This is a genomic window from Mycobacteriales bacterium, assembly GCA_035690485.1.
In the GTDB taxonomy this organism is placed as follows: Bacteria; Actinomycetota; Actinomycetes; order JAFAQI01; family DASSKL01; genus DASSKL01.
Window position 1 is genome coordinate 15,616 of record DASSKL010000012.1, and the last position, 23,912, is coordinate 39,527.

24 protein-coding genes, 2 tRNA genes and 2 pseudogenes are annotated in these 23,912 nt (G+C 70.9%); 22 read left to right on the forward strand and 6 right to left on the reverse strand.

Going from position 1 to position 23,912, the window contains the following annotated elements:
• Positions 1-76: 76 nt before the first annotated feature.
• The 12 genes from VFJ21_02690 to VFJ21_02745 all read left to right on the forward strand — a co-directional run bounded on the left by VFJ21_02690 (position 77) and on the right by VFJ21_02745 (position 13,822).
• Positions 77-679 carry a hypothetical protein gene (locus tag VFJ21_02690; protein ID HET7406031.1) on the forward strand — a complete coding sequence of 201 codons (603 nt, stop codon included), beginning with the start codon at positions 77-79 and terminating at the stop codon, positions 677-679.
• Between the two features lie 162 nt (positions 680-841).
• A complete protein-coding gene (locus VFJ21_02695) occupies positions 842-3,421 on the forward strand; it encodes a multicopper oxidase domain-containing protein (protein ID HET7406032.1) in 2,580 nt (859 codons plus the stop codon).
• A 178-nt stretch (positions 3,422-3,599) separates the two neighbouring features.
• Positions 3,600-5,063 carry an ABC transporter substrate-binding protein gene (locus VFJ21_02700; GenBank protein HET7406033.1) on the forward strand — a complete coding sequence of 488 codons (1,464 nt, stop codon included), beginning with the start codon at positions 3,600-3,602 and terminating at the stop codon, positions 5,061-5,063.
• Positions 5,064-5,066: 3 nt separating this feature from the next.
• Entirely contained in the window at positions 5,067-7,013 is a 1,947-nt protein-coding gene (locus VFJ21_02705; GenBank protein HET7406034.1) for an ABC transporter permease, read from the forward strand.
• Positions 7,000-7,782: an ABC transporter ATP-binding protein gene (locus tag VFJ21_02710; GenBank protein HET7406035.1), complete on the forward strand. Its 783-nt coding sequence runs from the start codon at positions 7,000-7,002 to the stop codon at positions 7,780-7,782. Before VFJ21_02705 ends, VFJ21_02710 begins: the two co-directional genes overlap by 14 nt.
• Entirely contained in the window at positions 7,775-8,482 is a 708-nt protein-coding gene (locus tag VFJ21_02715) for an ABC transporter ATP-binding protein (GenBank protein ID HET7406036.1), read from the forward strand. Before VFJ21_02710 ends, VFJ21_02715 begins: the two co-directional genes overlap by 8 nt.
• On the forward strand, positions 8,479-9,960 hold the full coding sequence (locus VFJ21_02720; GenBank protein HET7406037.1) for a choice-of-anchor P family protein: 1,482 nt from the start codon (positions 8,479-8,481) through the stop codon (positions 9,958-9,960). Before VFJ21_02715 ends, VFJ21_02720 begins: the two co-directional genes overlap by 4 nt.
• Positions 9,960-10,505 (forward strand): hypothetical protein, encoded by a 546-nt coding sequence (locus VFJ21_02725; GenBank protein HET7406038.1) that lies wholly within the window; start codon positions 9,960-9,962, stop codon positions 10,503-10,505. The genes VFJ21_02720 and VFJ21_02725 overlap by 1 nt, the downstream gene beginning before the upstream one ends.
• A 10-nt stretch (positions 10,506-10,515) precedes the next feature.
• Positions 10,516-11,286, forward strand: coding sequence for a putative protein N(5)-glutamine methyltransferase (locus VFJ21_02730; protein HET7406039.1), 771 nt, complete (start codon positions 10,516-10,518; stop codon positions 11,284-11,286).
• A gap of 26 nt (positions 11,287-11,312) precedes the next feature.
• Entirely contained in the window at positions 11,313-11,807 is a 495-nt protein-coding gene (locus VFJ21_02735) for a pyridoxamine 5'-phosphate oxidase family protein (protein ID HET7406040.1), read from the forward strand.
• A 33-nt stretch (positions 11,808-11,840) separates the two neighbouring features.
• Complete coding sequence (locus tag VFJ21_02740) at positions 11,841-13,166, forward strand: alkaline phosphatase family protein (protein HET7406041.1); 1,326 nt, start codon at positions 11,841-11,843, stop codon at positions 13,164-13,166.
• Positions 13,167-13,204: 38 nt separating this feature from the next.
• Positions 13,205-13,822: a class I SAM-dependent methyltransferase gene (locus VFJ21_02745; protein HET7406042.1), complete on the forward strand. Its 618-nt coding sequence runs from the start codon at positions 13,205-13,207 to the stop codon at positions 13,820-13,822.
• A gap of 15 nt (positions 13,823-13,837) precedes the next feature.
• Here the strand turns inward: VFJ21_02745 and VFJ21_02750 are convergent, their stop codons facing one another.
• A complete protein-coding gene (locus VFJ21_02750; protein ID HET7406043.1) occupies positions 13,838-14,821 on the reverse strand; it encodes an alkaline phosphatase family protein in 984 nt (327 codons plus the stop codon).
• 54 nt (positions 14,822-14,875) lie between these two features.
• Between VFJ21_02750 and VFJ21_02755 the strand changes: the two genes are divergently transcribed.
• The gene (locus VFJ21_02755; GenBank protein HET7406044.1) at positions 14,876-15,328 is read left to right on the forward strand and encodes a RidA family protein; all 453 of its coding nucleotides are present in this window, start codon (positions 14,876-14,878) and stop codon (positions 15,326-15,328) included.
• Between the two features lie 13 nt (positions 15,329-15,341).
• On the opposite strand, the gene VFJ21_02760 is transcribed toward VFJ21_02755, so the two are convergent.
• Positions 15,342-15,599 (reverse strand): hypothetical protein, encoded by a 258-nt coding sequence (locus VFJ21_02760; GenBank protein ID HET7406045.1) that lies wholly within the window; start codon positions 15,597-15,599, stop codon positions 15,342-15,344.
• A 390-nt stretch (positions 15,600-15,989) separates the two neighbouring features.
• Here VFJ21_02760 and VFJ21_02765 point away from each other — a divergent pair.
• The 7 genes and pseudogenes from VFJ21_02765 to VFJ21_02795 all read left to right on the forward strand — a co-directional run bounded on the left by VFJ21_02765 (position 15,990) and on the right by VFJ21_02795 (position 21,633).
• Positions 15,990-17,363 (forward strand): annotated as a pseudogene (locus VFJ21_02765) (chloride channel protein).
• A gap of 36 nt (positions 17,364-17,399) precedes the next feature.
• Positions 17,400-18,065, forward strand: a complete 666-nt coding sequence (locus VFJ21_02770; GenBank protein HET7406046.1) for a CBS domain-containing protein — start codon at positions 17,400-17,402, stop codon at positions 18,063-18,065.
• A gap of 292 nt (positions 18,066-18,357) precedes the next feature.
• Positions 18,358-18,579, forward strand: a complete 222-nt coding sequence (locus VFJ21_02775) for an antitoxin (GenBank protein HET7406047.1) — start codon at positions 18,358-18,360, stop codon at positions 18,577-18,579.
• On the forward strand, positions 18,570-18,986 hold the full coding sequence (locus tag VFJ21_02780) for a PIN domain nuclease (protein ID HET7406048.1): 417 nt from the start codon (positions 18,570-18,572) through the stop codon (positions 18,984-18,986). Before VFJ21_02775 ends, VFJ21_02780 begins: the two co-directional genes overlap by 10 nt.
• Before the next feature lie 273 nt (positions 18,987-19,259).
• Entirely contained in the window at positions 19,260-19,853 is a 594-nt protein-coding gene (locus VFJ21_02785; GenBank protein ID HET7406049.1) for a hypothetical protein, read from the forward strand.
• A gap of 732 nt (positions 19,854-20,585) precedes the next feature.
• Positions 20,586-20,960 (forward strand): transposase, encoded by a 375-nt coding sequence (locus VFJ21_02790; protein ID HET7406050.1) that lies wholly within the window; start codon positions 20,586-20,588, stop codon positions 20,958-20,960.
• A 70-nt stretch (positions 20,961-21,030) separates the two neighbouring features.
• Positions 21,031-21,633 carry a transposase gene (locus VFJ21_02795; GenBank protein HET7406051.1) on the forward strand — a complete coding sequence of 201 codons (603 nt, stop codon included), beginning with the start codon at positions 21,031-21,033 and terminating at the stop codon, positions 21,631-21,633.
• Positions 21,634-21,734: 101 nt separating this feature from the next.
• Here the strand turns inward: VFJ21_02795 and VFJ21_02800 are convergent, their stop codons facing one another.
• The 4 genes and pseudogenes from VFJ21_02800 to VFJ21_02815 all read right to left on the reverse strand — a co-directional run bounded on the left by VFJ21_02800 (position 21,735) and on the right by VFJ21_02815 (position 23,381).
• Positions 21,735-21,992 (reverse strand): hypothetical protein, encoded by a 258-nt coding sequence (locus tag VFJ21_02800; GenBank protein ID HET7406052.1) that lies wholly within the window; start codon positions 21,990-21,992, stop codon positions 21,735-21,737.
• Positions 21,979-22,467, reverse strand: a complete 489-nt coding sequence (locus VFJ21_02805; protein HET7406053.1) for a tyrosine-type recombinase/integrase — start codon at positions 22,465-22,467, stop codon at positions 21,979-21,981. Before VFJ21_02805 ends, VFJ21_02800 begins: the two co-directional genes overlap by 14 nt.
• A gap of 293 nt (positions 22,468-22,760) precedes the next feature.
• Positions 22,761-23,120, reverse strand: a pseudogene (locus tag VFJ21_02810) (site-specific integrase).
• A gap of 187 nt (positions 23,121-23,307) precedes the next feature.
• Positions 23,308-23,381 (reverse strand) — tRNA-Gly (locus VFJ21_02815).
• Positions 23,382-23,440: 59 nt separating this feature from the next.
• On the opposite strand from VFJ21_02815, the gene VFJ21_02820 reads away from it, so the two are divergent.
• Both VFJ21_02820 and VFJ21_02825 read left to right on the forward strand, forming a co-directional pair.
• Positions 23,441-23,513, forward strand: a tRNA-Pro gene (locus VFJ21_02820).
• A 42-nt stretch (positions 23,514-23,555) separates the two neighbouring features.
• Positions 23,556-23,912 (forward strand): trigger factor family protein (locus tag VFJ21_02825; GenBank protein HET7406054.1); only part of this gene is annotated, 357 nt, incomplete at its 3' end.

The window sequence follows — 23,912 nt, forward strand, 5'->3', positions numbered from 1 at the left end:
TGTCATGCCTTCGTGCGGTTGCCGGAATCTATGTGCATCGGAGCCGCGCGGGCTCCCGCGGCGGAAGGAGAAGGAGATGCGCCGCAAGACCCTCGACGCGCTGCTGTCGACCGGTGGTCTGGTTATGGCAGCAGTGCTCGTCATTGCCGGTGCCCTGCTGATGTGGGGCCACTCGTTTGCGAACACGCAGGTGCACGACCAGCTGTCTCAGCAGAAGATCTTCTTCCCGACCAAGGCCGCCATCGCTGCGCAGGCCGAGCCGGAGATCACCAAGTACGTCACGCCGTACGCCGGGCAGCAGGTGACCACGGGCGGCCAGGCCGAGGTCTTCGCCAACCACTACATCAAGGTCCACCTGCAGAAGACGGCCGGCGGCCAGACCTACAGCGAGGTCAGCAGCAAGTTCCTGAGCATGAAGCCGACCGACGCCAACTACCAGCAGGTGTCGCAGCAGCGGCAGACGCTGTTCCAGGGCGAGACCCTCCGCGGGCTGCTGCTCAACGCCTACGCCTTCGGCACTATCGCGACGATCGCGCTGATCGCAGCCTGGGTGTCCTTCGGCGGCGCGGCGCTGCTGCTGCTGCTCGCGGGCCTCGGGTTCTGGCACTCCCGCCGGACCGCTCCGGACGTCGAGGTGCTGGCTCCCACCTACGAGCGGGACAAGGTGATCATCAGCTGACGTAGCAGCTCCACAACCTCGGCGCGTGTGCAGCGGCACACGCGCCGACGTGTGTCTGCGGAACCGTCAGTAGTGGTTCGGGACCTTAGGCCCTGGGCCAAATGCCCGGATCCGCGTGATGCTGGGGCGTCAGCGGCCTTTCCATCTCACGGAGGGACGATCGTGTCCGTCGGCACCGAGCCGCCGCCCACCGCCGGCTACCGCCGGCTGCCGGTCGAGGAGGGGCCCGGCCGGCGACCGCGAGCCCGCCGGCACGCCGCCTACGCGACGATCGTCGCCTGCTACGCCGTGGCCGCCGTCGTCGCCGCGATGCTTGGTGACCGGCTGCCGGTGCCGCGGTGGCTGGCGCTGCACCTGCTGCTCCTCGGCGCGGTGACCAACGCCGTCTTCGTGTGGAGCCGGCACTTCGCCCAGGCACTGCTGCACGCACCGCCGGGGGGCGACCGGGCGGCCGCCGCGCGGGCGACCGTGCTCAACATCGGCATCCTCTGCGTCTTGGTCGGGGTCGGCTGGGACCACGGGCGGGTCACCGAGGTCGGGACCGCCGCCGTCGTCGCCGCGGTCGGCTGGCACGTCGCGAGCCTGGTCCGGATGTCCCGCGGCAGCCGGCTGACCGGCAAGCTGCGCGACGCCGTCTGGTTCTACGCCGCGTCGGGCGCCGCGCTCGCCGCGGGCGCGGTCCTCGGCAGCCTCATGGCGACCGGCCGGTTCGCCGCCGAGCACGAGCGGCTGCACCTCGCGCACGTGCACCTCAACCTGCTCGGCTGGATCGGCCTGGCCGTTGTCGGTACGACGTTCATGCTCTGGCCCGCGGTGCTACGTACGCGCATGGTCGAGGAGGCGCCCGCCGCCGCGCGGCGCACGTTGCTGCTGATGGCCACCGGCCTGGCCGCCGCGGCCGCCGGACTGCTCGCCGGCCAGCGGTGGATCGCGGTCGCGGGCATGGTCGCTTACCTCGCCGGCGTCGCCGTCTCGTTGCTGCCGTTCGCGCGCACCGCCCGGCAGAAGGCGCCCCACACGGCGTCGGCGTGGGCGCTCGCGGCGGGCACCGCATGGCTCGGTGTCTCGGCCGTGGTCGACATCGTCGCGCTCGGGCGCGGGGGAGCCGCCGCGGTGTCGGGGCTCGACCGCATCGTGCCGGTGCTCGCGGTCGGCCTGGCCGCCCAGGTGCTCATGGGCGCGTTGACGTTCCTGCTGCCGGTCACTCTCGGTGGGGGCCCGGCCGGAAACCGGCGGATGACCGCCGAGCTGGAGCAGGGCTGGATCCCCCGGGCCGTGGTCGCCAACACCGGCGTGCTGCTGCTCGCGCTGCCGACGGCCGGTGCCGCGCGCACGGCGGGCTGGGTCATGGCGGTCGCCGGACTCGGGGCGTTCCTGCCGCTGCTGCTCTCGGCACTGACCACGGTCGGCCGCACCGAGGACGAGACGTTGCCGCCACCGTTGCGGGTCGTCACGGTCACCGCGCTGACTGCGGTCGTCACCGTCCTCGCGCTCGTCGCGACCGGCACCTGGCCGGGCGGCCGGACGTCGGTCGCAGTCCCTGCGGACGCGCCGACCCGCACGGTCGCCGTCAGCCTCGTCGAGTTCGCGGTACAGCCCGCGACGATCACGGTGCCCGCCGGCACGCACCTCGTCCTCGACGTGCGCAACCGGGGAGCCATGGACCACGACCTGCGCCTGCAGGGCGGTCCCGGCACCTCGATGCTCGCGCCGGGTCAGAGCCAGCGGCTCGACGCCGGAGTCGTCAGCAAGGGCCTGCTCGCGTGGTGCACCGTGCCCGGCCACAAGGCTGCCGGCATGGTGCTCGCAATCCACGTCTCCGGCCGGCCGCCCGCGGCCGGCGGGCCGGGGGGCATGGACGCCATGCCTGGCAGGACGCAGCCCGGCGGTGCGTCGGCGCCGGCCTGGACGGCGTACGACCCGGCGCTGAAGCCGCTCGCGGGCGGCACCGAGCACCGCGTCACCCTGCACGCCCGTGACGTCGTCCGGGAGATCGCGCCCGGCGTGCGCCAGCAGTTGTGGACCTTCGACGGCACGGCGCCCGGCCCGGTGCTGCACGGGCGCGTGGGCGACCTGTTCACCGTGCGGCTGGTCAACGACAGCCCGATGACGCACTCGCTCGACCTGCACGCCGAGCAGGTCGCGCCCGACATCGGCATGCGGCCGGTGCCCCCCGGCGGCTCGGTCGTCTACCAGTTCCGCGCGATGCATGCCGGCGCCTGGCTCTACCACTGCGGCGTCGAACCGATGCTCCAGCACGTCGCGATGGGGATGTACGGCGCGATCGTGATCGAGCCGATAGCGCTGGTGCCCGCGCAGTCGTTCGTGTTCGTGCAGAGCGACCTCTACCGCGGGCCGGCAGGGGGCGTCCCCTCCATGGGCAGGCTCATGAGCGCCGACCCCGATTACGTCGTCTTCAACGGCTATGCCGACCAGTACGTGCACGCGCCGATCCACGTGCGCGCGGGCCAGCCGATCCGCCTTTGGCTCGTCGACGCCGGTCCCAACGTGCCGAGCTCGCTGCACGTCGTCGGGGCGCAGTTCACGACGGTCTTCAAGGAGGGCGGCTACCTGCTACAGCCCGGCAACGCGCAGGCCGGCGCGGCGTCGCAACTCGACCTCGAGCCGGGAGAGGGCGGGTTCGTCGAGTTCACGCTGCCCGCCGCCGGCCGCTACTCCGTCGTCGACCACCGGCTCGCCGATGCGGCTCGCGGCGCCATGGGGGTGTTCGTCGCGAACTGATGGGCAGCGACTCCCGGGACACGGCGGGCACGGCACCGCCGCGCCGCTGACCCGCCTGCATAACGGTCGAAATCCGGCGCACCTGCGCTGCGCTCCTCGCTAGAACACGTTACAGTCTGCGCGTCACTCGTCGAGACGTGTCAGGGCCACCGGCCCCGCAGAGCACGAGGAGCGCGGCGTGCGATCTCAGCTCCGGGTCGTCTGTGCGGCGGCGGCAGCCAGCCTCATGTTGGCAGCCTGCGGCTCCCGGCTCACTCCTGAGCAACAGCAGCTGGCGATCCGGGCCGGCAACGGCGGCGGCGGGTCGGGCAGCGGGGTGTCGGACCAGTCCGTCAGCACGGGCACGAGCGGCACGAACGCCGGCAGCCCCGTGCCCGGTTCCGCGAGCGGTGCCGGCACGACCGGAGGTTCGCACGCCCAGTCCGGTGGCAGCACCGGGAGCGCCGGTGGGTCGACCATCGGTGGGGCGACCGCGCCGGGCGCGTCGTCGTGCCGGGCTACGAAGGCGACCGACGTCGGCATCACCCCCACGTCGATCACGCTGGCGAACATCGCCGACGTGACCGGCCCGGTGCCGGGCCTGTTCCAGTCGGCGCAGCAGTCGGCGCTGGCCTTCTCGGCGTACTGGAACGCCACCCACGGCGGCATCTGCGGCCGCCAGATCAAAGTGGAGACGCTCGACTCGCGCACCGATGCCAACGGCTACCGCGACCAGATGCTGACGGCCTGCAAGTCGGCGTTCGCCTCGGTGGGGTCGATGTCGGCGTTCGACAACGGTGGCGCGCAGGTCGAGGACCAGTGCGGGATTCCCGACATCTCTGCTGCGGCGGTGACCCCGGAGCACCAGGCGTCCAAGGTGACCTTCGCCGCCAACTCGACCCAGGTGGGCCAGGTCTCCTCGACCGTCCCGGGCTGGATCGCCGAGAAGTACCCGCAGGCCGTCGGCAAGGCGGCGTTCCTCTACATCAACGCCGGCGCCGCCGCCGTCAATGCGCAGGCCGACGTCAAGACCTACGAGCAGTACGGTCACGGCTGGAAGTTCGTCTACACCCAGCCGGTCGACATCTCGACGTTCAACTACGCGCCCTTCGTGCAGAAGATGAAGCAGAACGGCGTGCGTTTCGTGCAGTGGCTGGGCGCCTATCAGGAAGCGGTCCGGCTCGCGCAGGCGATGCAGCAGCAGGGCTTCAAGCCGGACATTTTCCTGCTCGACCCGACCGGCTACAGCTCCGACTACGTGCAGTCGGGCGGCAGCGCGGTCGACGGCACGGTCGTCTACCTCGACTCGGCGCTGTTCCAGGACGCGGGAAGCAACCAGGAGATGGCGACCTACATCACCTGGCTCCATCGCGTTGCGGGCAGTGACGCCCAACCGTCCTACTTCGGCATCTACGCCTGGTCGGCGATGCTGCTGTTCGCGCAGACCGCGGAGAAGATCGGCCCCGACCTCACCCGGGCCAAGCTGCTCGCGGCGCTGAAACAGGTCGACAACTGGACCGGCAACGGGCTGCACTCGCCGCAGCACGTCGGTCCGAGACAGACACCCAACTGCTTCGCGTTCATCCAGCTGCACGGCAGCTCGTGGTCGCGGCTGCACCCCACCACACCGACGTTCGACTGCCGTCCCGACATCGGCGGCTGACCCGTGAACGCGTTCATCGCCTACACCGTCTTCGGGTTCGTCACCGGAGGCGCCTACGCGATCGCGGCCAGCGGGCTCGTGCTGACCTACACCACCTCGCGCATCTTCAACGTCGCCCACGGCGCCATCGGCATGGTCATGGCGTTCGTGTTCTGGCAGCTCGAGGTCAAGAGCGGGTTGCCGACCTGGCTGTCGGTCTTTCTCGTCATCTGCGTGATTGCGCCGCTGTTCGGCGCGCTCGTCGAGCGCTTCGCCATGCGGCGGTTAGCCGGCCAGGACGTCAGCGTCTCGCTCGTCGTCACGATCGGCCTGATGGTCCTGCTGATCGGGGTGGCGCAGCAGGTCTGGCCTCCCGCCGCCCGCACCGTGCCGGCCTTCTTCCCCAACTCCTACGTGCATCTCGGCTCCGCCACCATCACCGGCGACCAGATCCTCACGATTGCGCTGGCCGGCCTCGTCGCCGTGCTGCTGTACGTGCTGCTCAGCCGGGCGCGGGTCGGCGTCGCGATGCGCGCGGTCGTCGACAACACCGACCTCCTCGCCCTGCACGGCGCCCGGCCCAACCGGCTGTCCGGGTTGTCGTGGGCGATCGGCTCGTCGCTGGCGGCGCTGGCCGGCATCCTGCTCGTGACGACGATCGGCCTCGACTACTACGAGCTGACGCTGCTCGTCGTCAGCGCCTACGCCGCCGCCGTGCTCGGCCGTCTGCAGAACCTCACGTTGACCTTCGTCGGGGCTATCGTGCTCGGGCTCGCGCAGTCCTACGTGCAGGGCTACGTCCCGCTCAGCGGTGCGCTCAACGGTCTGCCGCCGGCGATCCCGGTGCTGTTCCTGTTCCTCATCGTCGTACTCCTGCCGCAGGCGCAGCTGCGGATCGGCCAGATCAAGGGCATCTCCTCGGTGCCGGTGCCCTCGGCGCGGCGTACGACGGGGTTCGGCATCGCCTTCGTCGTCGGTGTCGGCCTGATCTCGGCGGTCATGCTCGACGACGCGCAGACGTTCAACTTCGGCATCGGGCTGGCCTACGCGCTGATCGCGCTGTCGCTGGTGCCGCTGACCGGCTACGGCGGCTACCTGTCGCTGGCGCCGTTCACGTTCGCCGGCATCGGGGCCGTGGTCGTCGCCCGGATCTTCCCGCACGGCTCTCCGCTGGGCCTCGTCGTCGGCGCGCTCGCGGCTGCCGCCGTCGGCGCAGTGGTCTCGTTGCCTCTGTTGCGCCTGCGCGGTCTCTACCTCGCGCTCGGCACGATCGCGTTCGCCGACCTGATGGACAAGCTGGTCTTCCAGGCGAGCTGGGCGTTCGGCTACGGGGGCAGCCGGCCGGTGGACCGCATCGGGCTGTTCGGCATGCAGCTGAATTCCGAGCGCGACTACCTGCTGCTCATCGCGGTGGTGTTCGCGCTCGTCGCCGCCGGCGTGCTGGCCATCCGTCGCGGCCCCTACGGCCGGCTGCTGGTCGCCATGCGCGACAGTCCGGCCGCATGCGGCACCCTCGGCCTCGACCTCACTCGCACCCGCGTCCTGCTGTTCACGCTCTCGGCGGGCATCGCCGGGCTGGGCGGCACCCTCTACGCCGGCCTGCGGACGTCGACCGGTCCGGCCGACTTCACCTTGTTCTCGAGCCTGCCGCTGGTGCTGCTCGCCGTCGTCGGGGGCGTCACGTCGATCAGCGGGGTCGCTCTCGGCGGCATGCTGTGGATGCTCCTGCCGGTGCTGCAGAGCAAGTCGCAGAGCCTCGGTGGCCTGGTGTTCATGCTGATCGGCGCCGGAGCGCTGCTGCTCGGGCGCAACCCCAACGGCCTGGCCAGCTATGCCTTCCTCGCCGGTCGCTGGTTCGAGTCGCTGCTGCGCCGCGGCCGGCCGGGGCCGCCGGCGCTGGCGGAGGAGGAGACCGACGAGGGGTTCGCCTTCGCACACGGCGAGGGGGTGCAGCTCAGTGGCTCTTCTTGAGGTCGACAACGTGGTCGTCCGCTTCGGCGGGGTGACCGCGGTCGACCGCGCGACGTTCACGGCGGAGGCCGGCGACGTGACGGGCCTGATCGGGCCGAACGGCGCCGGCAAGACGACGTTGTTCAACGTCATCACCGGCCTGCAGTCGCCGGGTGCGGGTGTCGTCCGCTTCGACGGATCCGACATCACCGGCTACACGACGCACCAGCGCGCACGCCTGGGCATCGCGCGCACGTTCCAGCGGCTCGAGGCGTTCGGCTCGCTGTCGGTCTGGGACAACGTGCTCACCGCCGCGGAGATCCACCGGCGCTGGCAGCGCGACGCAGGTGACCCCAGGCACGTCACGGCCGACCTCGTCGAGCGTGTCGGCATCGCCGGGTTCTCCCACCAGCGGGCCGACTCCGTGCCCACCGGCACGGCGCGACTGCTCGAGCTGGCCCGAGCGCTCGCCATCGAGCCCCGGCTGCTGCTCCTCGACGAGCCGTCGTCGGGGCTCGGGGAGAGCGAGACCGAGACGTTCGGCGACCTGCTGCGGGTGCTCGCACTGGACGGGCGGGCGGTCCTCATGGTCGAGCACGACATGGATCTCGTGATGCGGGTATGCGACGTCATCCACGTGCTCGACTTCGGGCAGGTCATCGCGACTGGCACCCCGGCCGAGATCCGGGCTAACCCGAAGGTGATGCAGGCGTATCTCGGGACCTACGCCGACGTTGTCACCTCTGCGGAGCAGGTCGAGAGCGAGGAGGTCGAGGCACCCCGTGGCTGACCCCATCCTCGAGATCCTGGACGTGCGCGCGGCCTACGGCCGCATCGAGGTGCTGCACGGCGTCGACCTGACGGTCCCGCGCGGGTCCGTGGTGGCATTGCTCGGCCCCAACGGGGCGGGCAAGACGACACTGCTCAAGGTCATCAGCGGGCTGATGCGCCCGACCGCGGGACACGTCCACCTCGCCGGCGTACACGTCAACGACGCCGGACCCGACGACCTCGCCCGCGCGGGGTTGTGCACGATCCCCGAGGGGCGCGGCATCTTCCCGAACCTCACCGTGCGCGACAACCTTCGGCTGGTGGCCTACGCCGGCGGCAGCGAGGCCAACGTCTTCGACACGGCCTACTCCTACTTCCCGCGGCTCGGGGAGCGGCGTAACCAGGTCGCCGGCACGCTGTCCGGCGGCGAGCAGCAGATGCTGGCGATGGCCCGCGCGCTCGCGAGCAGCCCCGGGCTGCTCCTGCTCGACGAGCTGTCGATGGGACTCGCGCCCCTGATCGTGGAGCAGCTCTACTCCGTGGTGGCCCAGATCGCCGAGGCAGGGGTTTCGGTGCTCGTCGTCGAACAGTTCGCTGCAATGGCGCTCGGTGTCGCGGAGTACGCCGCCGTCATGCAGGGCGGTCGCATCACCGCCGTCGGTCAGCCCGACGACATCGGTGATGCGCTGTCGCGTGCCTACCTCGGGGGAGCGGCATGAGGGTGCGAATGCTGGCCGCGGCCGGCCTGCTGATCGTCGGCGCAGGCATGCCGCTCGTGGGCGCGGCCTACGCCGACAGCGGGTCCGACGGCGGGTCCGGCACCGGCGCCGCGATCGGCGGCTACACCGCCGACACCAGCTCGACGCCGGTGTCCGTGCAGGTCTACGAGCCGGTCATCCCGCTGCCGGTGCAGCCGGGCAAGCCTCAGGGCGAGCTCGACCTGTCGTTCACCAACGTGAGCAGCAGCACCGGCCCGTCGAACGTCGCGACCGCCAGCAGCCTCTGGCCCGGTGCGGGTCTCGGCGACGGCTTCACGACGCTCACCCAGACCTTCGGGCTGGGCGCCGCCGACTACCCGGTCAAGGCCCAGGCGTCCTACCCGGGCGGCCCGCCCTCCTCGACCCAGGGCGCCCCGCCGGTCGCGACGATGGCCAGCACCGCCGACGAAAAGAGCGCCACCGCGGCAGCGACCGTGGCCGACCTGCTGCCCGCGGGCAACGCGCTGGTCGACGCCGGCCAGATCTCCTCGCGAAGCGCCACCACAGTCGCCGACGACAAGGTGAGTGCGGCGACGACCTCGCTCGCCCAGGACCTGTCGCTCGCCGGTGGCCTGATCGATATCGCGACCGTGCGCACCGCCGCGACGCTGACGAGCACGGCGGCCGACTCGTCGTCGACCGGGGCGCTCGCGATCACGGGGCTGAGCATCGCCGGGTTCCAGTTCTCCGTGGACCAGGACGGGGTGCACGCCAGCGGGCAGGGCCAGTCGTTGCCCAAGCTGCCCATCCCCGGGCTGCCGACCCAGCCGGTCGACGCGCTCAAGGCGATGGGCATCACGTTCAGCGGACCGACGGTCGAGAAGCACGTCGCGGGTACGACCGCGACCTACCAGGCGCGGGCTCTCGAGATCTCGATCGACACCGTGCCGCTCAAGAACGCGCTGGAGAGCCTGACGCACTACCAGGACACCTACCAGCAGCTGGTGGGTTCGCTGCCCGATCAGCTTCAGCAGGTGGTCAACAACCCGCAGGTGCCTTCCCTGGTCGAGCTCGGCCCGCGCATCGTCTACGACCTGGGGCTGGTCACCGCCAAGACCACCGCGTCCGCGCAGTACACCTATAACTTCCCGACGCTGCCGGTCCCGGGGCCGCCGGTGAGCGCGTCGCTCGGCGGCACCGGGCTGCCGGCTCTGCCGGGGTCGTCGATGGGTGACCTTGGTGGGGTGACCGGCCCGGCGCCGTCGGTCGCGCCGTCCGACCAGGGACCGGTCGTCGCCGGCGGTGCGCAGAAGGCCAGCGCTCTCGCGTCGCCGTTCGACGGCCTGCCCGCCTGGACCGTGCTCGTCGCGCTCGCGGCGGCTGCTGCGATCGGGTGGGGCCTGCGCCGGCTGGCGATGATGGCGGGCATGCTGCCGGCGGGCGGGGCGGCCTGCCGGCTCGGTGCCGGCAGCGGCGTACCGAACCTGCGGGAGGGATGATGGCGTTCACCAGCGCGATCGTGCGTCGGATCCGCCCGACCTTGGCCGATCCCGACCGGGCCGAGCCCGGCGCGCGTCACCGCGACAGCGCGCTCTCCGTCCAGCGGGTGCTCTTCGGGCTGACGCTCGTTGGTGGCATCCTGCTGCCGGCCGGCATCGCCGTGATCGTGCTCGGTTGGTACGGCGCCGCGCACACGCCCTACACGTTCGAGCAGAACTCCTACCTGATCTCCGGCGGGCTGCTCGGTCTAGGGCTCGTCCTCGTCGGCGGTTTCCTCTACTTCGGGGCGTGGATCGCCCGGCTTGCGGAGAACCAGCGTTCGCACAACGAGCAGCTGCTCGCCGCCATCCAGCGGCTCCCGCTCGCCGCCCAGCAGGCCGAGACGGTCCGCGCGGCGACGTTCGTCGCGACCCCGACAGGCACGATGCTGCACCGGCCGGACTGCGCGATCGTGCTCGGGCGCTCCGACGTCCGAGAGGTGCCCGACGACCCGCGGTTCAAGTCGTGCCGGCTGTGCGACCCGCGCGGAGAGGCACAGGCCTGATCATCGTGTCGTGACCGTCGACGGCGACCTGGTGGCGCGACTGCGTGCCGCCGGCTGCGTCTTTGCCGGAGACGAGGCGCGGTTGCTGCTGGGTGAAGCAGCCTCTCCGTCGGAGCTGGCAGCGCTGCTCGCGCGCCGCGAGTCCGGTGAGCCGTTGGAGCAGGTGCTCGGCTGGGTCGAGTTCTGCGGTCGTCGCGTGCACGTCGCCCCGGGTGTCTTCGTGCCGCGTCGGCGTACGGAGTGGTTGGTGTCGTGCGCCGCCGCCGTCACGCCGGCCGGCGCGGTCCTCGTCGAGCTGTGCTGCGGTGTCGGCGCGGTGGCGCGGGTCCTGGGCGAGGCGACCCGTTGCCGGGAGCTGCATGCGGCCGACATCGACCCGATCGCCGTGGCTTGCGCGAAGCGCAACCTGGATTCCGTCGGCGGTGAGGTGTGGTGCGGGGACCTGTATGACGCGTTGCCGGGTCGCCTGCGCGGCCGCATCGACGTGCTCGTGGCGAATGCGCCGTACGTCCCGTCAAGCGACGTTTCGTCGATGCCGCGAGAGGCGCGCGAGCACGAGCCGTTGCACGCTCTGGACGGTGGGTCGGACGGGGTCGACGTTCAGCGACGCATCGCCTCGGCGGCCGGCGATTGGCTCTCACCGCGCGGGCACCTTCTTGTCGAGACCAGCGGTCGGCAGGGGCCGCTGACCGTCGCGGCGTTCCGGGCGGGCGGGCTGGCCGCGCGGGTCGAGCGCGACGAGGAGCTCGACGCCACCGTCGTCATCGGCTCGCACTTGTGACCCGGTCCGGTGAAACACTGGTGCGCATGCTTGAACCCATCGCGACCCGGCCCCACATGCCCGGCTACGGCACGCTGCCGGCCGACCAGGGGAGTGGTCTGCTGCCGTGGTCGTGGGCGGTCGATCGGCTGACCCGTTCACATGACTACTGGGTCGCCACGGTGCGTCCCGACGGAGCGCCGCACGTCATGCCGGTGTGGGGCGTCTGGCTCGACGACGCGGTGTGGTTCAGCTCGGCCCTGTCTTCTCGCAAGGCCCGCAACCTCGCGACAAATGCTCGATGCAGCGTGGCGACTGACGACGCGCACGAACCGGTCGTGCTGGAGGGCCACGCCGATCAAGTGAGCGAGCACAACGCGATGCAGCGCTTCACCGACGCGGTCAATGCGAAGTACGACGCGACGATCTCGCTCGAGTTCTACGCCGGGAGCGGCAACGGGGTCTGGCGGGTGCCACCCGGCACGGCCTTCGCGCTCACCGAGGACGACTTCACCGGCTCACCGACGCGATGGAGGTTCTGAAGGAGAGACTCATCCGACGGCGAATCCTCTGGCGTGGCGTCGTACGAGATCTCTCGCCGCGGCCTGCTCAAGGGCATGGCCGCCACCAGTGCGCTGTGGGCCCTTCCGGCCTACGCCGGGATGAGCAGGCATACGTCGGGGCCGCCGCTGCGCAAGCCCGGTAGCCGGCCGTTTGCCAACGTGCCGGCGGGCACCGACATGCTGCCTCAGATCGAGCACATCGTCGTCGTGATGATGGAGAACCACTCCTTCGACAACTACTTCGGCATGCTCGGCCGCGGTGACGGGTTCACCCTCGACCGGCGGGGGCAGCCGACCGCGGTCAACGACGACAGCAGTGGAAATCCGGTGCGGGCCTATCACGCGCCGAGTACCTGCCAGTCGCACTACGACGTCAGCCAGAGCTGGACGGCGAGCCACACCGCCTGGGACTACGGGCGCATGGACGGCTTCGTGCGCGGGTCGAGCCGTGACGCGATGGCCTACTGGACCGGCGCGGACCTGCCCTACTACTACGACCTGGGCCGCACGTTCGTGCTCTGCGATCGCTACTTCGCCTCGACGATGGCTCAGACCTATCCCAACCGCCGGTTCCTCATGGCGGCCACCGCGCTGGGTCAGGTGAGCGATCCGCTGCCGAGCCCCACCGACCCGGCGCCGCCCAACGGCACGATCTTCGACCGGCTCAACGCCTACGGCATCTCGTGGAAGAACTACTTCGTCGACCTCGCGACCTGCATGCTGTTTCCCTCGGTGCCGGAGAGCAACCCGCAGCACCTCGCGCCGACCGCGCAGTTCTTCGTCGACGCAGCCGCGGGCACGCTGCCCGGGTTCTGCATCGTCGACACCGAGTTCAACCAGGCGTCGGAGGAGAACCCGCAGGACATCCAGACAGGTGAGGAGTTCGCGGCTCGGGTCATCAACGCCGCGATGACCGGGGCCGCCTGGGACAAGACCTTGCTGATCTGGACCTACGACGAGCACGGCGGCTACTACGACCACGTGCGGCCGCCGCGCGCGGTGCCTCCCGACGGGATCCCGCCGCAGGTCACGCAGACCTACGGCGACCTCTACTCCTACTACGGCCTGCGCGTCCCCACCGTCGTGGTGTCGCCCTATGCGCGCAAGGACTACGTCTCGCACGTCGTCCACGACCACACGTCGATCCTCAAGCTGGTCGAGACGAAGTGGAACCTGCCGGCGCTCACCTACCGCGACGCCAACGCGAGCAACCTGCTCGACACGCTCGACCTGCGCGGTCGGCCGGCGTTCCTCGACCCGCCGACGCTCGCCGACCCCGCCGCACCGACGGGCGCGATCGCCTGTTACGCCAGCGACCCGACCGTGCCTGGCGCGTAGCCGTAGCCAAGAGCCCTCGCGCGCAGCATCATCGCGCCATGGGCTTCTACGACGACCGCGTGCTGCCGCACTTCATCAACGCGGCGATGAACAACAAGCACCTTCGGGACATTCGCGCGCGGGTCTGCGGCGACTTGAAGGGCGACGTCGTCGAGATCGGATTCGGGACCGGCCACAACCTGCCGTTCCTGCCCGCCGGCGTCGCGACCGTGCGGGCGGTCGAGCCGTCGCAACGGTCGGTGCGGTTGGCTGCATCTCGGATGGCGGCGACGCGCGCTGCCGTCGAGGTGGTCGGTCTCGACGGTCAACGGCTCGAGGTCGACGACGCCTCGGCGGATGCGGTGCTGTGCACGTGGAGCCTCTGCACGATCCCCGATCCGGTCGCTGCCGTGAAGGAGATGCGGCGCGTCCTTCGGCCGGGCGGCACGTTGCACTTCGCCGAGCACGGTCGCTCGCCGGATACCGCCGTACGCCGGTGGCAGGACCGGCTCAACGGCCTCCAGCGGAAGATCGCCGGGGGCTGCAACCTCAACCGCGACATTCCCGCCATCATCCGCGAGGGTGGCTTCGACATCGGCAGGCTGGAGACGTTCTACAACCAGGGGACGCCGAAGTTCATCGGTTACACGTACGAGGGCACGGCTTCAGCCGGCTGAGCAGTTGTGGCCGCTTCACAGGTGGAAGGCGGCACGCATTGAACGGGCCGATGCGGCCTTGCCCAGTAGCGGTAGTGAGAGCAGCTCTTCCGTCGTACGCAGCAGGGAGTAGTGGCCGAAGTCGTCGCCGACTCGCAGTCCCATGGGGACGGATGCCGCGAGGACCAGGCAGGCGACGTGGTTGCTGTCGCTGCCGCCCTCGGCCTCGTCCCAAGTCAGAAACACGACGGTGCGCCCGCTGCGGTAGTCGGGCGTGCCGGTGATGAGCGGGATCCACTCCCGCAGCCAGCGATCGCCGGTCGAGACCGAGCAGTCGTGCATGTCGTGACAGATGTTGGGCGTCACGAAGCTGAAGGCAGGAAGCGTGCCGTCGCGCAGCGCCGTCGCGAGCGGTCCGGTCTGCGGGCTGCCCAACGGTACGTCCCACTGCCGGCAGCGCTCCCGGATCGCCGTGTAGTAGGCCGCTGGGTTGTGCTTCGTCGCGTAGCCGTCCGTCGACGACTGCGCGCAGTTCGAAGGCATCGACTCCTCGTAGGAGCGCCAGGACTGCCCTGCGTCTTGGAGCTGCTGGAAGATGCTCCGTCCTCGCACCGGGCAGTCACCCGGGCTGCAGTCGCTGTGCACGCCGGCCGTGGAGCCGCCGGTGGCCGCCAGGTAGTTCGGCAGCGACGGATGCGTCACCGCCTGGTAGTTCGTCGCGAGCCCGCACTCGGTGGCAAGTGTGTTGATGTACGGCGCATTCCGCGATCCGACGATTGAGGCGGACTCCTTGTTCTCCATGAAGATCCAGATGACGAGCCGCTGGCCGGCGGGCGGGGTGGGGGTGCCACTGCACGGAGCGCTGGCGGGTGACTGCGCCGGCACCCGCGAGGGAGTCGTCGCGTGAGTCAGCCCCGGCGTCGCGGGACGAGCGCCCAGGCCGGACGTGCTGTTGCTGCAGGCTGCCGAGACCGCCAGGACGAGGGTCAGCGCAAGCACTGAGCCGGCGCGCGACGACATCGGCAACGACCTCACGGAGACAGCCAATCATCCGGCGTGGGCCATGATGCCTCTGTGATCGAGGACCGCTTGCGCGAGCTGGGTTTCACGCTGCCCCCGGTGTTCCCTCCGGCCGGCAACTATCTGGGCTGCGTCGTCGACGGCGACCTCGTCCATGTCGGCGGGCACGGTCCGGTCAACGGCGACCGCATCGTGACCGGCAAGGTCGGCGCCGACCTGACCCTCGAGCAGGGCCGCGAGGCCGCGCGCATGGCGGCGCTCTCGATGCTGGCGACGTTGAGCGCGGAGCTCGGTGGCCTGGACCGTGTGAGCCGCGTCGTCAAGCTCTTCGGCATGGTCAACTGCGCGCCGGGATTCAACCGGACGCCGGCCGTCATCGACGGCGCCAGCGACCTGCTCGTAGAGATCTTCGGCGACGCGGGACGACACGCGCGCAGTGCCGTGGGGATGGCGGAGCTGCCGTTCGACATCGCGGTCGAGGTCGAGATGACCGTGCGAATCGCCTGACGAGCCGGCTCGGTCACCAGTCGGCCGGTCCGCTGCCCGGCCGCGTCGGCAGGTTGCCCGATCTGCGCGCGAGCTCGGTGGCGGTGACGGCCTGACCGCCGCAGTGCGGGCACCGCGTCGCGTCGAACAGCACTTCGCGGCGGCAGCCGGCGCACCAGAGCGGGTCGCGGTCCTCCTCGTCGGGGTCTTCGCGGACCACCGAGGGCGAGTCGTGCTTCTTGACCAGACGCCGGATCCCGGGCGCCCGCCCCACGCGCGTGATGATGCCCACGCCTCAGTGTGACCCGTTACCGCCCGCCTGGGTCCCGCGTCTGATCATCCGGTGGCACTCTGACCTCGTGAGCAACCACGCGCATCGCCGCAGGGCGGCAGGTCCTGTCTCGTCGGACCGGCCGGCCTTCTGGCGTCGGGTGCGCTTGTTCCTGGCGTGGTTCTTCGCGCCCCGGGCCTTTCCGTCGGCATGGCAGCGCCGGCCCTACCTGCGCAACCACCGGAATCGCCGGCCGGGGAGATTCCCCCGCTGATCACCAGGGAGAATGGCCCTGGTGTGTTCGTTGACTGGCTTGGCCGACGCGGCCGGGGAGCCCGAGGAGCCGGATCTGCTGGGTGGGTGGTCGTTGTGACCCAGCTGCCGCTGCGCCTGCTCCGTGCGCGCCAGCGGGTGCGCCGTACGACGAACCGTGCCCTAGGCCGGCTGCGAACCGCGCCGTACATACGCAAGTGGCTGGTGCTCGGTGTGCTCATCGGTGTCGTCGCCGGTGTCGGGGCGCTGGTGTTCTACTCGGCGCTGCAGGCGGCGACGCACTACCTGCTCGGTTCAGCGGGTGGCTTTCATCCGGCGACCACTGCGGGGGAGGGCGGCGTTCACCCGGCCGGCGGGTTCGCCCGCCGGTGGGCGGTCCCGGTCGTGGTCGGTGCCGGGGGACTGGTGTCGGGGCTGCTGGTGTTCCTGCTGGCTCCCGAGGCCGAGGGGCACGGCACGGACGCGGCGATCGCTGCGGTGCATCACAACCCGACCGGCATGCGGGCGAGGGTGACTGCGGTCAAGATCGTGGCGTCTGCCGTCACGATCGGTTCCGGCGGGTCCGGTGGCCGAGAGGGGCCGACCGCGCAGATCTCGGCGAGCTTCGGCTCGATGCTCGCCCGGGCGCTGAACCTCAGCCCGGCGGACGCGCGGATCGCGGTGTCGACGGGCATCGCGTCCGGGATCGGCGCCATCTTCCGGGCTCCGCTGGGCGGCGCGGTGCTTGGTGCGGAGATCGTCTACCGGGACGATGTCGAGACAGAGGCGCTGGTCCCGTCGGTGGTCGCCTCGATCGTGGCCTTCGCGGTGTTCGGCTCGGTCTACGGCTACGCGCCGATCTTCGGGTACCACACCGAGTACCGCTTCGCCCACGCCGGCGACCTGGCCTGGTTCGCCATGCTGGGGCTGCTCGCCGGCGGGATGGGACGGTTGTACGCGAGCACGTTCTACCGAGTCAACGCGGCCTTCCGCCGGCTGCGGCTGCCGGCCGCCGGCAAGCCCGCGTTGGCGGGTCTGGCTGTGGGAGCACTGGGCCTGGCCGTGCCCGGTGTGCTGGGCACGGGCTACGGCGCCGTGCAACAGACTCTCGATGCGCACCGGCTGACCGAGGCGACACTGGCCTTGGTTCTCGTCCTGCCGTTCATGAAGATCCTCGCCACGTCGCTGACGATCGGCTCCGGTGGGTCTGGCGGCATCTTCGGTCCCGGGATGGTCATCGGGGGAGCCACCGGCGCCGCCGTCTGGCGGCTGCTCACCGACGCGCAGCTGCCGCTGGTGCCCCACACGCCCGTGCCTTACGTCATCGTCGGGATGATCGCCTGCTTCGGCTCTATCGCGCATGCCCCGCTCGCCGTCACGCTGATGGTCGCGGAGATGACCGGCAGCCTGTCCCTGCTCGCCCCCGCAATGGTCGCGATTGCTTTGGCCATCCTGGTCGTGGGCGACGCGACGATCTACCGCTCCCAGCTCCGCAACCGCGCCGAGTCGCCGGCTCACCGGCTCTCGCTCGGCCTGCCGCTCGCCGCGACGGTCCCCATCGCTGACGTGATGGCGACCCCACGACTGGTGCTACGGGCGTCGGCCACGGTGGACGAGGCGCTCGCCGCGCTGGATAACGCACACCTGCCGGGAGCGCCGGTGGTGAACGGCGACGGTGCGTTCATCGGCAGCCTGCACCGCGACGGTGTGCCACCGCGCGAGCAGGCCGAGGACGACGAGGCGCCGACCGTCGGCCGGATCGCGGACCCCAATGCGATCACCGTGGCCGCCGACGGCCACCTCGACGCCGCCCTGGAGGCGCTGGCTGTCAGCCATGGCGACTGGGTGCCCGTCCTCGACCAGACCAGCCGCGTCGTCGGCATCATCGGCACCGGCGACCTCGTTCGCGGTTACCAGCTCGCCTTGCGCGCGTCCATCCGGCGCCTCGGCCGCGCGGCCAAGGGGTCGATCCTCGTGGAGCACACGGTCAGCGACGCCGCGCCGGCCATCGGCCGTCGAGTTGCCGACCTCAGCCTGCCGCGGCACACCGTGATCGTCGCGGTGCTGCGCCACGGCGCCCTGCTGTTCGCGGACGCCGACACGACCTTGCAGCCCGGTGACATGGTCAGCGCCCTCACCCGGATCGGTGACGAACCAGTGCTTCGAGTGCTGTTCGCCGACCCCATCGTGGCTGCCGACGAGACCGGCGGGCAGCCGCCTGACGCGCTGATCTGAATGTGCCGGCGAGATCATCGCGCGACTCGCTATCGAAGTCAGGCCCCTTCGGCCGTCGGGTTCCGGATTCCGCAGAGCTCGACGAGGCGGTCACCCGGGCTGCCAAGGCCGCAGGTGAGACCCGAGCGGAGTGGGTGCGCCGCACGCTGAGCCGCGCGGTCCGCCGCGCCCGTTGACCTGCCTGGCTGAACGGTGCCGCACCTTGCGTCGCCACCTCGGTCCGGCATGAGTTCGGTGTTGCACGCCGTCGCCGGCTACGCGCAGGTGCGATATCGCGTGATATCCTGTCGGTGTGAGTGACTTGTTGATCCGTGACGTCCCGGATGAGGTGCTCGCCGCCATCGACGCTCGGGCGAGCCGTCTGGGTGTGTCGCGCACCGAGTACCTGCGTCGGCGGTTGGCCCAGGACGCCGCCGTGGGAGAGGGCAAGGTCGACGTGGGTGACCTGGCCGGCTTCCAGGAGACCTTCGCCGACCTCGCCGACGCCTCGGTGATGGACCGGGCATGGCGGTAGCTGGCTGGCTCGTTGACAAGTCTGCGCTGGTGCGGCTCGCGGACAGCCCGGACGCGGCTGACTGGGCCGACCGGATCGACCATGGTCTCGTGCACATCGCCGGCGTGACCCGGCTCGAGGTGGGGTTCTCCGCCCGTTCCGGCGCTGACCTGCGGGCCGCTGCGCGCCGGCCACCTTTGTCGAAGATGCCTCTGGTGTACCTGACACCCGTGATCGAAGATCGGGCCATCGCCGTGCAGCAGTCGTTGGCCGACCAGGGCCACCACCGAGCGCCAGCTGTCCCTGACCTGCTCATCGCGGCGACCGCGGAGCTGACCGATCTCGTGGTGCTCCACGTAGACAAGGACTACGAACTGATCGCGGGCGTCACCGGACAGCCGATCGAACGGCTTTCTCTGGCCCCATAGGGGGGTCGTTATGTGTGGGCGGGCTGTGAAATCTCAGCGCCCATCACCGGCGTTCCAGTGTGGCCGAAGCGGACGCGCTCGCCGGCGTTGAGGCTGGCTGGGCTCGCGCGGTCGCCGGTCGGCAACGCGGCTGACGAATGCCGTAGCGGCCTTGTGGTCGGCCGTCTAGTCTGCCGGGCGATGACCGCGGACGATGATCCTGCTCTCCCGTCGACCCGCGGGGGCGACGTTCCTCGACCCGCGCTGCACCCAGGCGGGGCCTGGAGCCCGGCCGTGACCCCGGGCGCCAGTCGTGCCGCGACCGGGGGCGTAGCGCGGGACAAGGACGGCCGCTCGTGGCAGATCGGCACGGACGCCGACGTGGACTGGATCACCAGAGGCACCGTGGTTGGACTGACGGTCACGTCGGCCATCCCGCCCATCTTCGCGGCGTACGCGACCGTGGTGGTGCCGGAGCTCCGCGCGGGCCTGGAGGAGCACGAACACCATGTCGTACGACTGCTGACCCAGCACGGCACCGACATCGACTGGTGGCTCGGCTATCTCGACACCGGCGCCTCCGACGTCGTCTTCCCGGACGTGCACCGCGTGCGGATGTACTCCGACTGGCCGTACGTGCTGGTCAAGGCCGGTCCCCAGCAGGCGCTGCAGTGGCGGGCAGAGCCCTCGCCGCTGCACTGTGGTCTGCCCGATCTGATGTTCCCGGCCGACCGGTCGTGGCTCATCTCCGCCCTATGGGACGACGACTGGTGGTGCCTCGGGGGGCCGGAGGAGTTGGTCGACGGCTTCGTGCGCGAGCCAGGAGTGGAGGCTCGCCGAGTCGACCCGCACGACGACGCCACACCGCCGGGCCACGTCGCGCGGTAGGGCCGGAACGTCGTCGGCCAGCCTGCGTACCCGCACTCCATGTGCCGCTTCAACGCGCGGAGGCGTCGTCCGCGGTCCGCTCCGTAATACCGGGGCGGGGTGGCAGCTGCGTGCGATCCTGCTCGCGTGCTCCGCTGGCCGTGCCGTCGACACGCTGTGCATCGAGCTGCTGCCTACTCGGCAGCTGGCCGTGCGCCGCTTGCGCCGCCCGCCGGGGTCGAGGTGGTCGCGGTGCCTTCGCCCGGTGGCTGGACGCCGCCGCCGGGGGTCCGGCCAGGCTGGAACTGGACTCCGCCAGGCGGGGCTCGACCGCGCCTCGATCGGGTGCCTCGATGGGTTCAGGCCTGGTACCGCACACCGTTCGTCGACCGCTATGCCCACGAGTGGATGTGGCAGCACGGCGGGTGGGACGTCGAGCCACCCGTCGACGCGTAGTCCCGCGGCGGGTGCATCCATGTGGCCCATCACCAAGATCAATCTGCGGCTTACACACTTGTCTCTGTGATCCTGAGACGGCTCCGCCGCTGTGGCGGGGCGGGTCCCCGTCCTGCGGCTCGCTCTCACATTTGGTGCCGGGGCTGACCGCTCCTGGCTATGCGATGTCTGCGGCCGCAGGGCGTCGGGCCGGGCGGCGTCGCTTGATAGGAGAGCGCCGGGAACAACTCCCGACAGATACGTGCGCACCGCCCGGCCACGGACCCATCCTCACCGCTTCGAGGAGGGGGAGTCCAGGTGCACGCAGGAATCGACACGCACAAGGACACGCTGGCCGCGTCGGTCGTCGACGACAACGGCCGCCAGCAGGCCGCGACCACGGTCCGCAACGAGCCGGCCGGGTTCGGCGAGCTGGCGAAGCTGTTCGCCGACCACGGGGTGCTGCGGGTCGGGCTGGAGTGCTCCGGCACCTACGGCCGGCCGGCCGCGGCCGCGCTGAAGGCCGCCGGGTTCGCGGTGTTCGAGGTGCCTGGGTCGATGACGGTCCGCGAACGCAACCGCAAGCCCGCCCGGGGCAAGAGCGACCCGATCGACGCGCTCGCGGTCGCCCGGGTCGGTCGCTCGCGGGGAGCCGCTGCCGCCGGCCCGCTGCGAGGTCGGCCTGCCCGATGACCTGCAGCAGCTCACGCACTACCGGCGTCAGCTGATCCGTGAACGCACCCGCTACTCCAACCGCGTGCACGTGGAGTTGACCATCCTGCGTCCGGGCTACCAACGCGACCTGCCGCAGCTGACCCGTCCGCAGCACGTGGCCGCGGCCCGCAAGCTGCTGCGCGGGCTGTCCGGTGTCCGGGTGGAGATCACCCGCGCCCGGCTGGACCGCATCCGCCAGCTCGACACCGAGATCAAGACCCTCGGCGCCCGGATCACCGCGATGGTGCTGGCCGCCAAGACCAACCTGCTCGAGATCCGCGGCGTCGGCCCACTCACCGCCGGCCGGATCATGGGCGAGACCCGCGACGTCCGCCGGTTCCGCGACCGCAACGCCTTCGCCACCGCCAACGGCACTGCACCGATCCCGGTCAGTAGCGGCCGCACCGACCGCTACCGGCTCAACCGCGCCGGCAACCGTCGGCTCAACGAAGCCATCCACACCATCGCGCTCGTGCAGTCCCGCGGCCCCTGCCACGGACGCGCCTTCCTCGACCGCAAGAAGGCCGCCGGCAAGACCAACCGCGACGCGATGCGTTCCCTGAAACGCAGACTCAGCGACGTCGTCTACGTCGCGCTACACGCCGACCTCCGCGACGGGATCGGCCTCTACGCAGCGCCGTTGACAACATAGGAGCACATCTCCGAGACGAAGCGACAACTTGCGTTGTCATGGCACGTGCGGGGACGGTCGGCACGGGGACTACGACGTGCGGCGCGGGCAGCGCAAGTCGGTTACGTCCGGTCATGCCGGCGAACCCAGTGCTGACGGGCGGCTTGGCGGCTGACGTCGAGCGCCGCGCCGATCTCGCCCCAGCCGACACCGAGCCCGGCCAGCCGGTCGACCTCGTCGACGACCGCGGCCTCTACCTCGCGCTGGCGCTCGACCAGCTGACGGAGCAGCTTCGTGCGCCCGTGGTTGCGCAGCGTGTTTAGTGAGGTACCGAGCAGCGTCGCGGCCTCGCGCCGGCGTCGTCGGTCACGCTTCCCCATCGGCCACCTGACGCAGCTGGGGGAGTGGTTGAGGTTGCACGAGCTTGCTCATCGCCTCGGCGATCGTCAGATCGCGGTCCTCGGTCGCGTGCTGGTAGATCAGCGCGGCGCGCTGGCTCGAGTGACCCATCCGCCGCATCAGCTCGCGGGTCGTTGCGCCGCTGACCGCGGCCATCGTCGCCGCAAGATGACGCAGGTCGTGGAACCGGTAGTCCGGGACTCCGGCGGCGCGGGTCGCGCGTCGCCACCAGGTGTGAAAGTTCGCCCGATCCAACGACGCACCCGAGGCCTTGGTGAACAACAGCGCCGTCGGCTCAGGGCCGACGTACGCGGCGAGGTGCGCGTCGATCTCCGGCCACAGGTGCGGTGGTACCGCGACCGTACGACGGCCCGCGGCGGACTTCGGCGGACCAATGTGGCGGTGGCCGCCGTCGGCTTGCACCATCGCCTCGACGACGTGCACGACGCCATGCATCCGTTCGACCGCTGCCGCGTAAGCGCCGCCAGCTCGCCCCAGCGCAGGCCGGACCAGGCACCGAGCAGCACCAGCAGCCGGTAGCGCGGCTCAACGCAGTCAGCGATCAGCTCCACCTCGGGCAGCGACGGCGGCCGCCGCTCCGGTGACCGCTCCACTCCGGCCGCCTTGAGCCGGCACGGGTTGCGCGGGATCAGCTCGTCCTCGACCGCCGTGTTGAGGATCGCCTTGAGCAGCCGGTAAGCCTTCGCCGTCGACACCTGCCCGACCCCGCGCTGGCGCAGCGACGCGTGCCACGTCCGCACCGCCGCCGAGGTGATCCGGTTCAGCGGCGTCGCGCCGAACGCCGGATACAGGTAGAGGTTCAGCAACCGCGTGTAGATCTCGACCGTCCGCGGCTGCAGCTCCACCGGCCGCTCGACCAGCCACCGCGGCGCGTACACGTCGAGGCGGATGTCGCCGGCCTCCGGGTCGAACCACGTGCCACGGTTCAGGTCGACCTCGACCATCGCCAGGAACTGCTCGGCCTCCGCTTGTGTCGCGAACGTCGACGGCGCCCGGCGCATTGAGCCGTCGCCGAGGGAGTAGCGCACCTGGAACCGGCCCGACGGCAGCCGGCGCACCCGGCCGAACCGGCGTCGCTTCCCGCTCATGCGCGAAAGGTGGCTATGGGGCGTCCCCGCCACCGTCCCCGCGAGCGCCCCCGGGCGGGGGCGGGGACGTCGGCGGGGACGTCTACGTGCTCACGGGCGTGCCCCACCCAGGGGCACGCGGGGGGCACGAGCGGATCAGAGGCGAGCCGGCGGTCGGCGTACCACCGCTGTGACCTGCGACTTCGCGTGGAGCGGGCGACCGGGATCGAACCGGCATGGCCAGCTTGGAAGGCTGGGGCTCTGCCATTGAGCTACGCCCGCGACGAGCACCCGCGGGCCGGGCCCGCACGAGGACGGTCCCGTAGACTCGCGTGATGCCGCGGGGCGTAGCGTAGTGGCTAGCGCGCCTGCTTTGGGAGCAGGAGATCGGGAGTTCGAGTCTCCCCGCCCCGACTTCGCCGCCACATCGAAGCCGTTTCAGAGGAGAACCGTCCCGTGAAGAGCGCCGTCGAGACCCTCGGCCCGACCCGCGTTCGCCTCACCGTCGAGGTGCCCTTCGACGATCTGAAGCCCTCCGTCGACGCGGCGTACAAGAAGGTCGCCCAGCAGGTACGCATCCGCGGGTTCCGTCCCGGCAAGGTGCCGCCGCGCATCCTCGACCAGCAGGTCGGTCGCGGCACCATCCTGCAGGAGGCGATCCAGGAGGCGCTGCCGCAGTTCTACGGCCAGGCCGTGGACGAGAACAACGTGCGCCCGCTCGGGCAACCGGAGGTCGACATCACCGAGGTGCCGGCCGAGGAGGGTCAGGAGCTGAAGTTCACCGCCGAGGTGGACGTCCGCCCGGAGATCTCC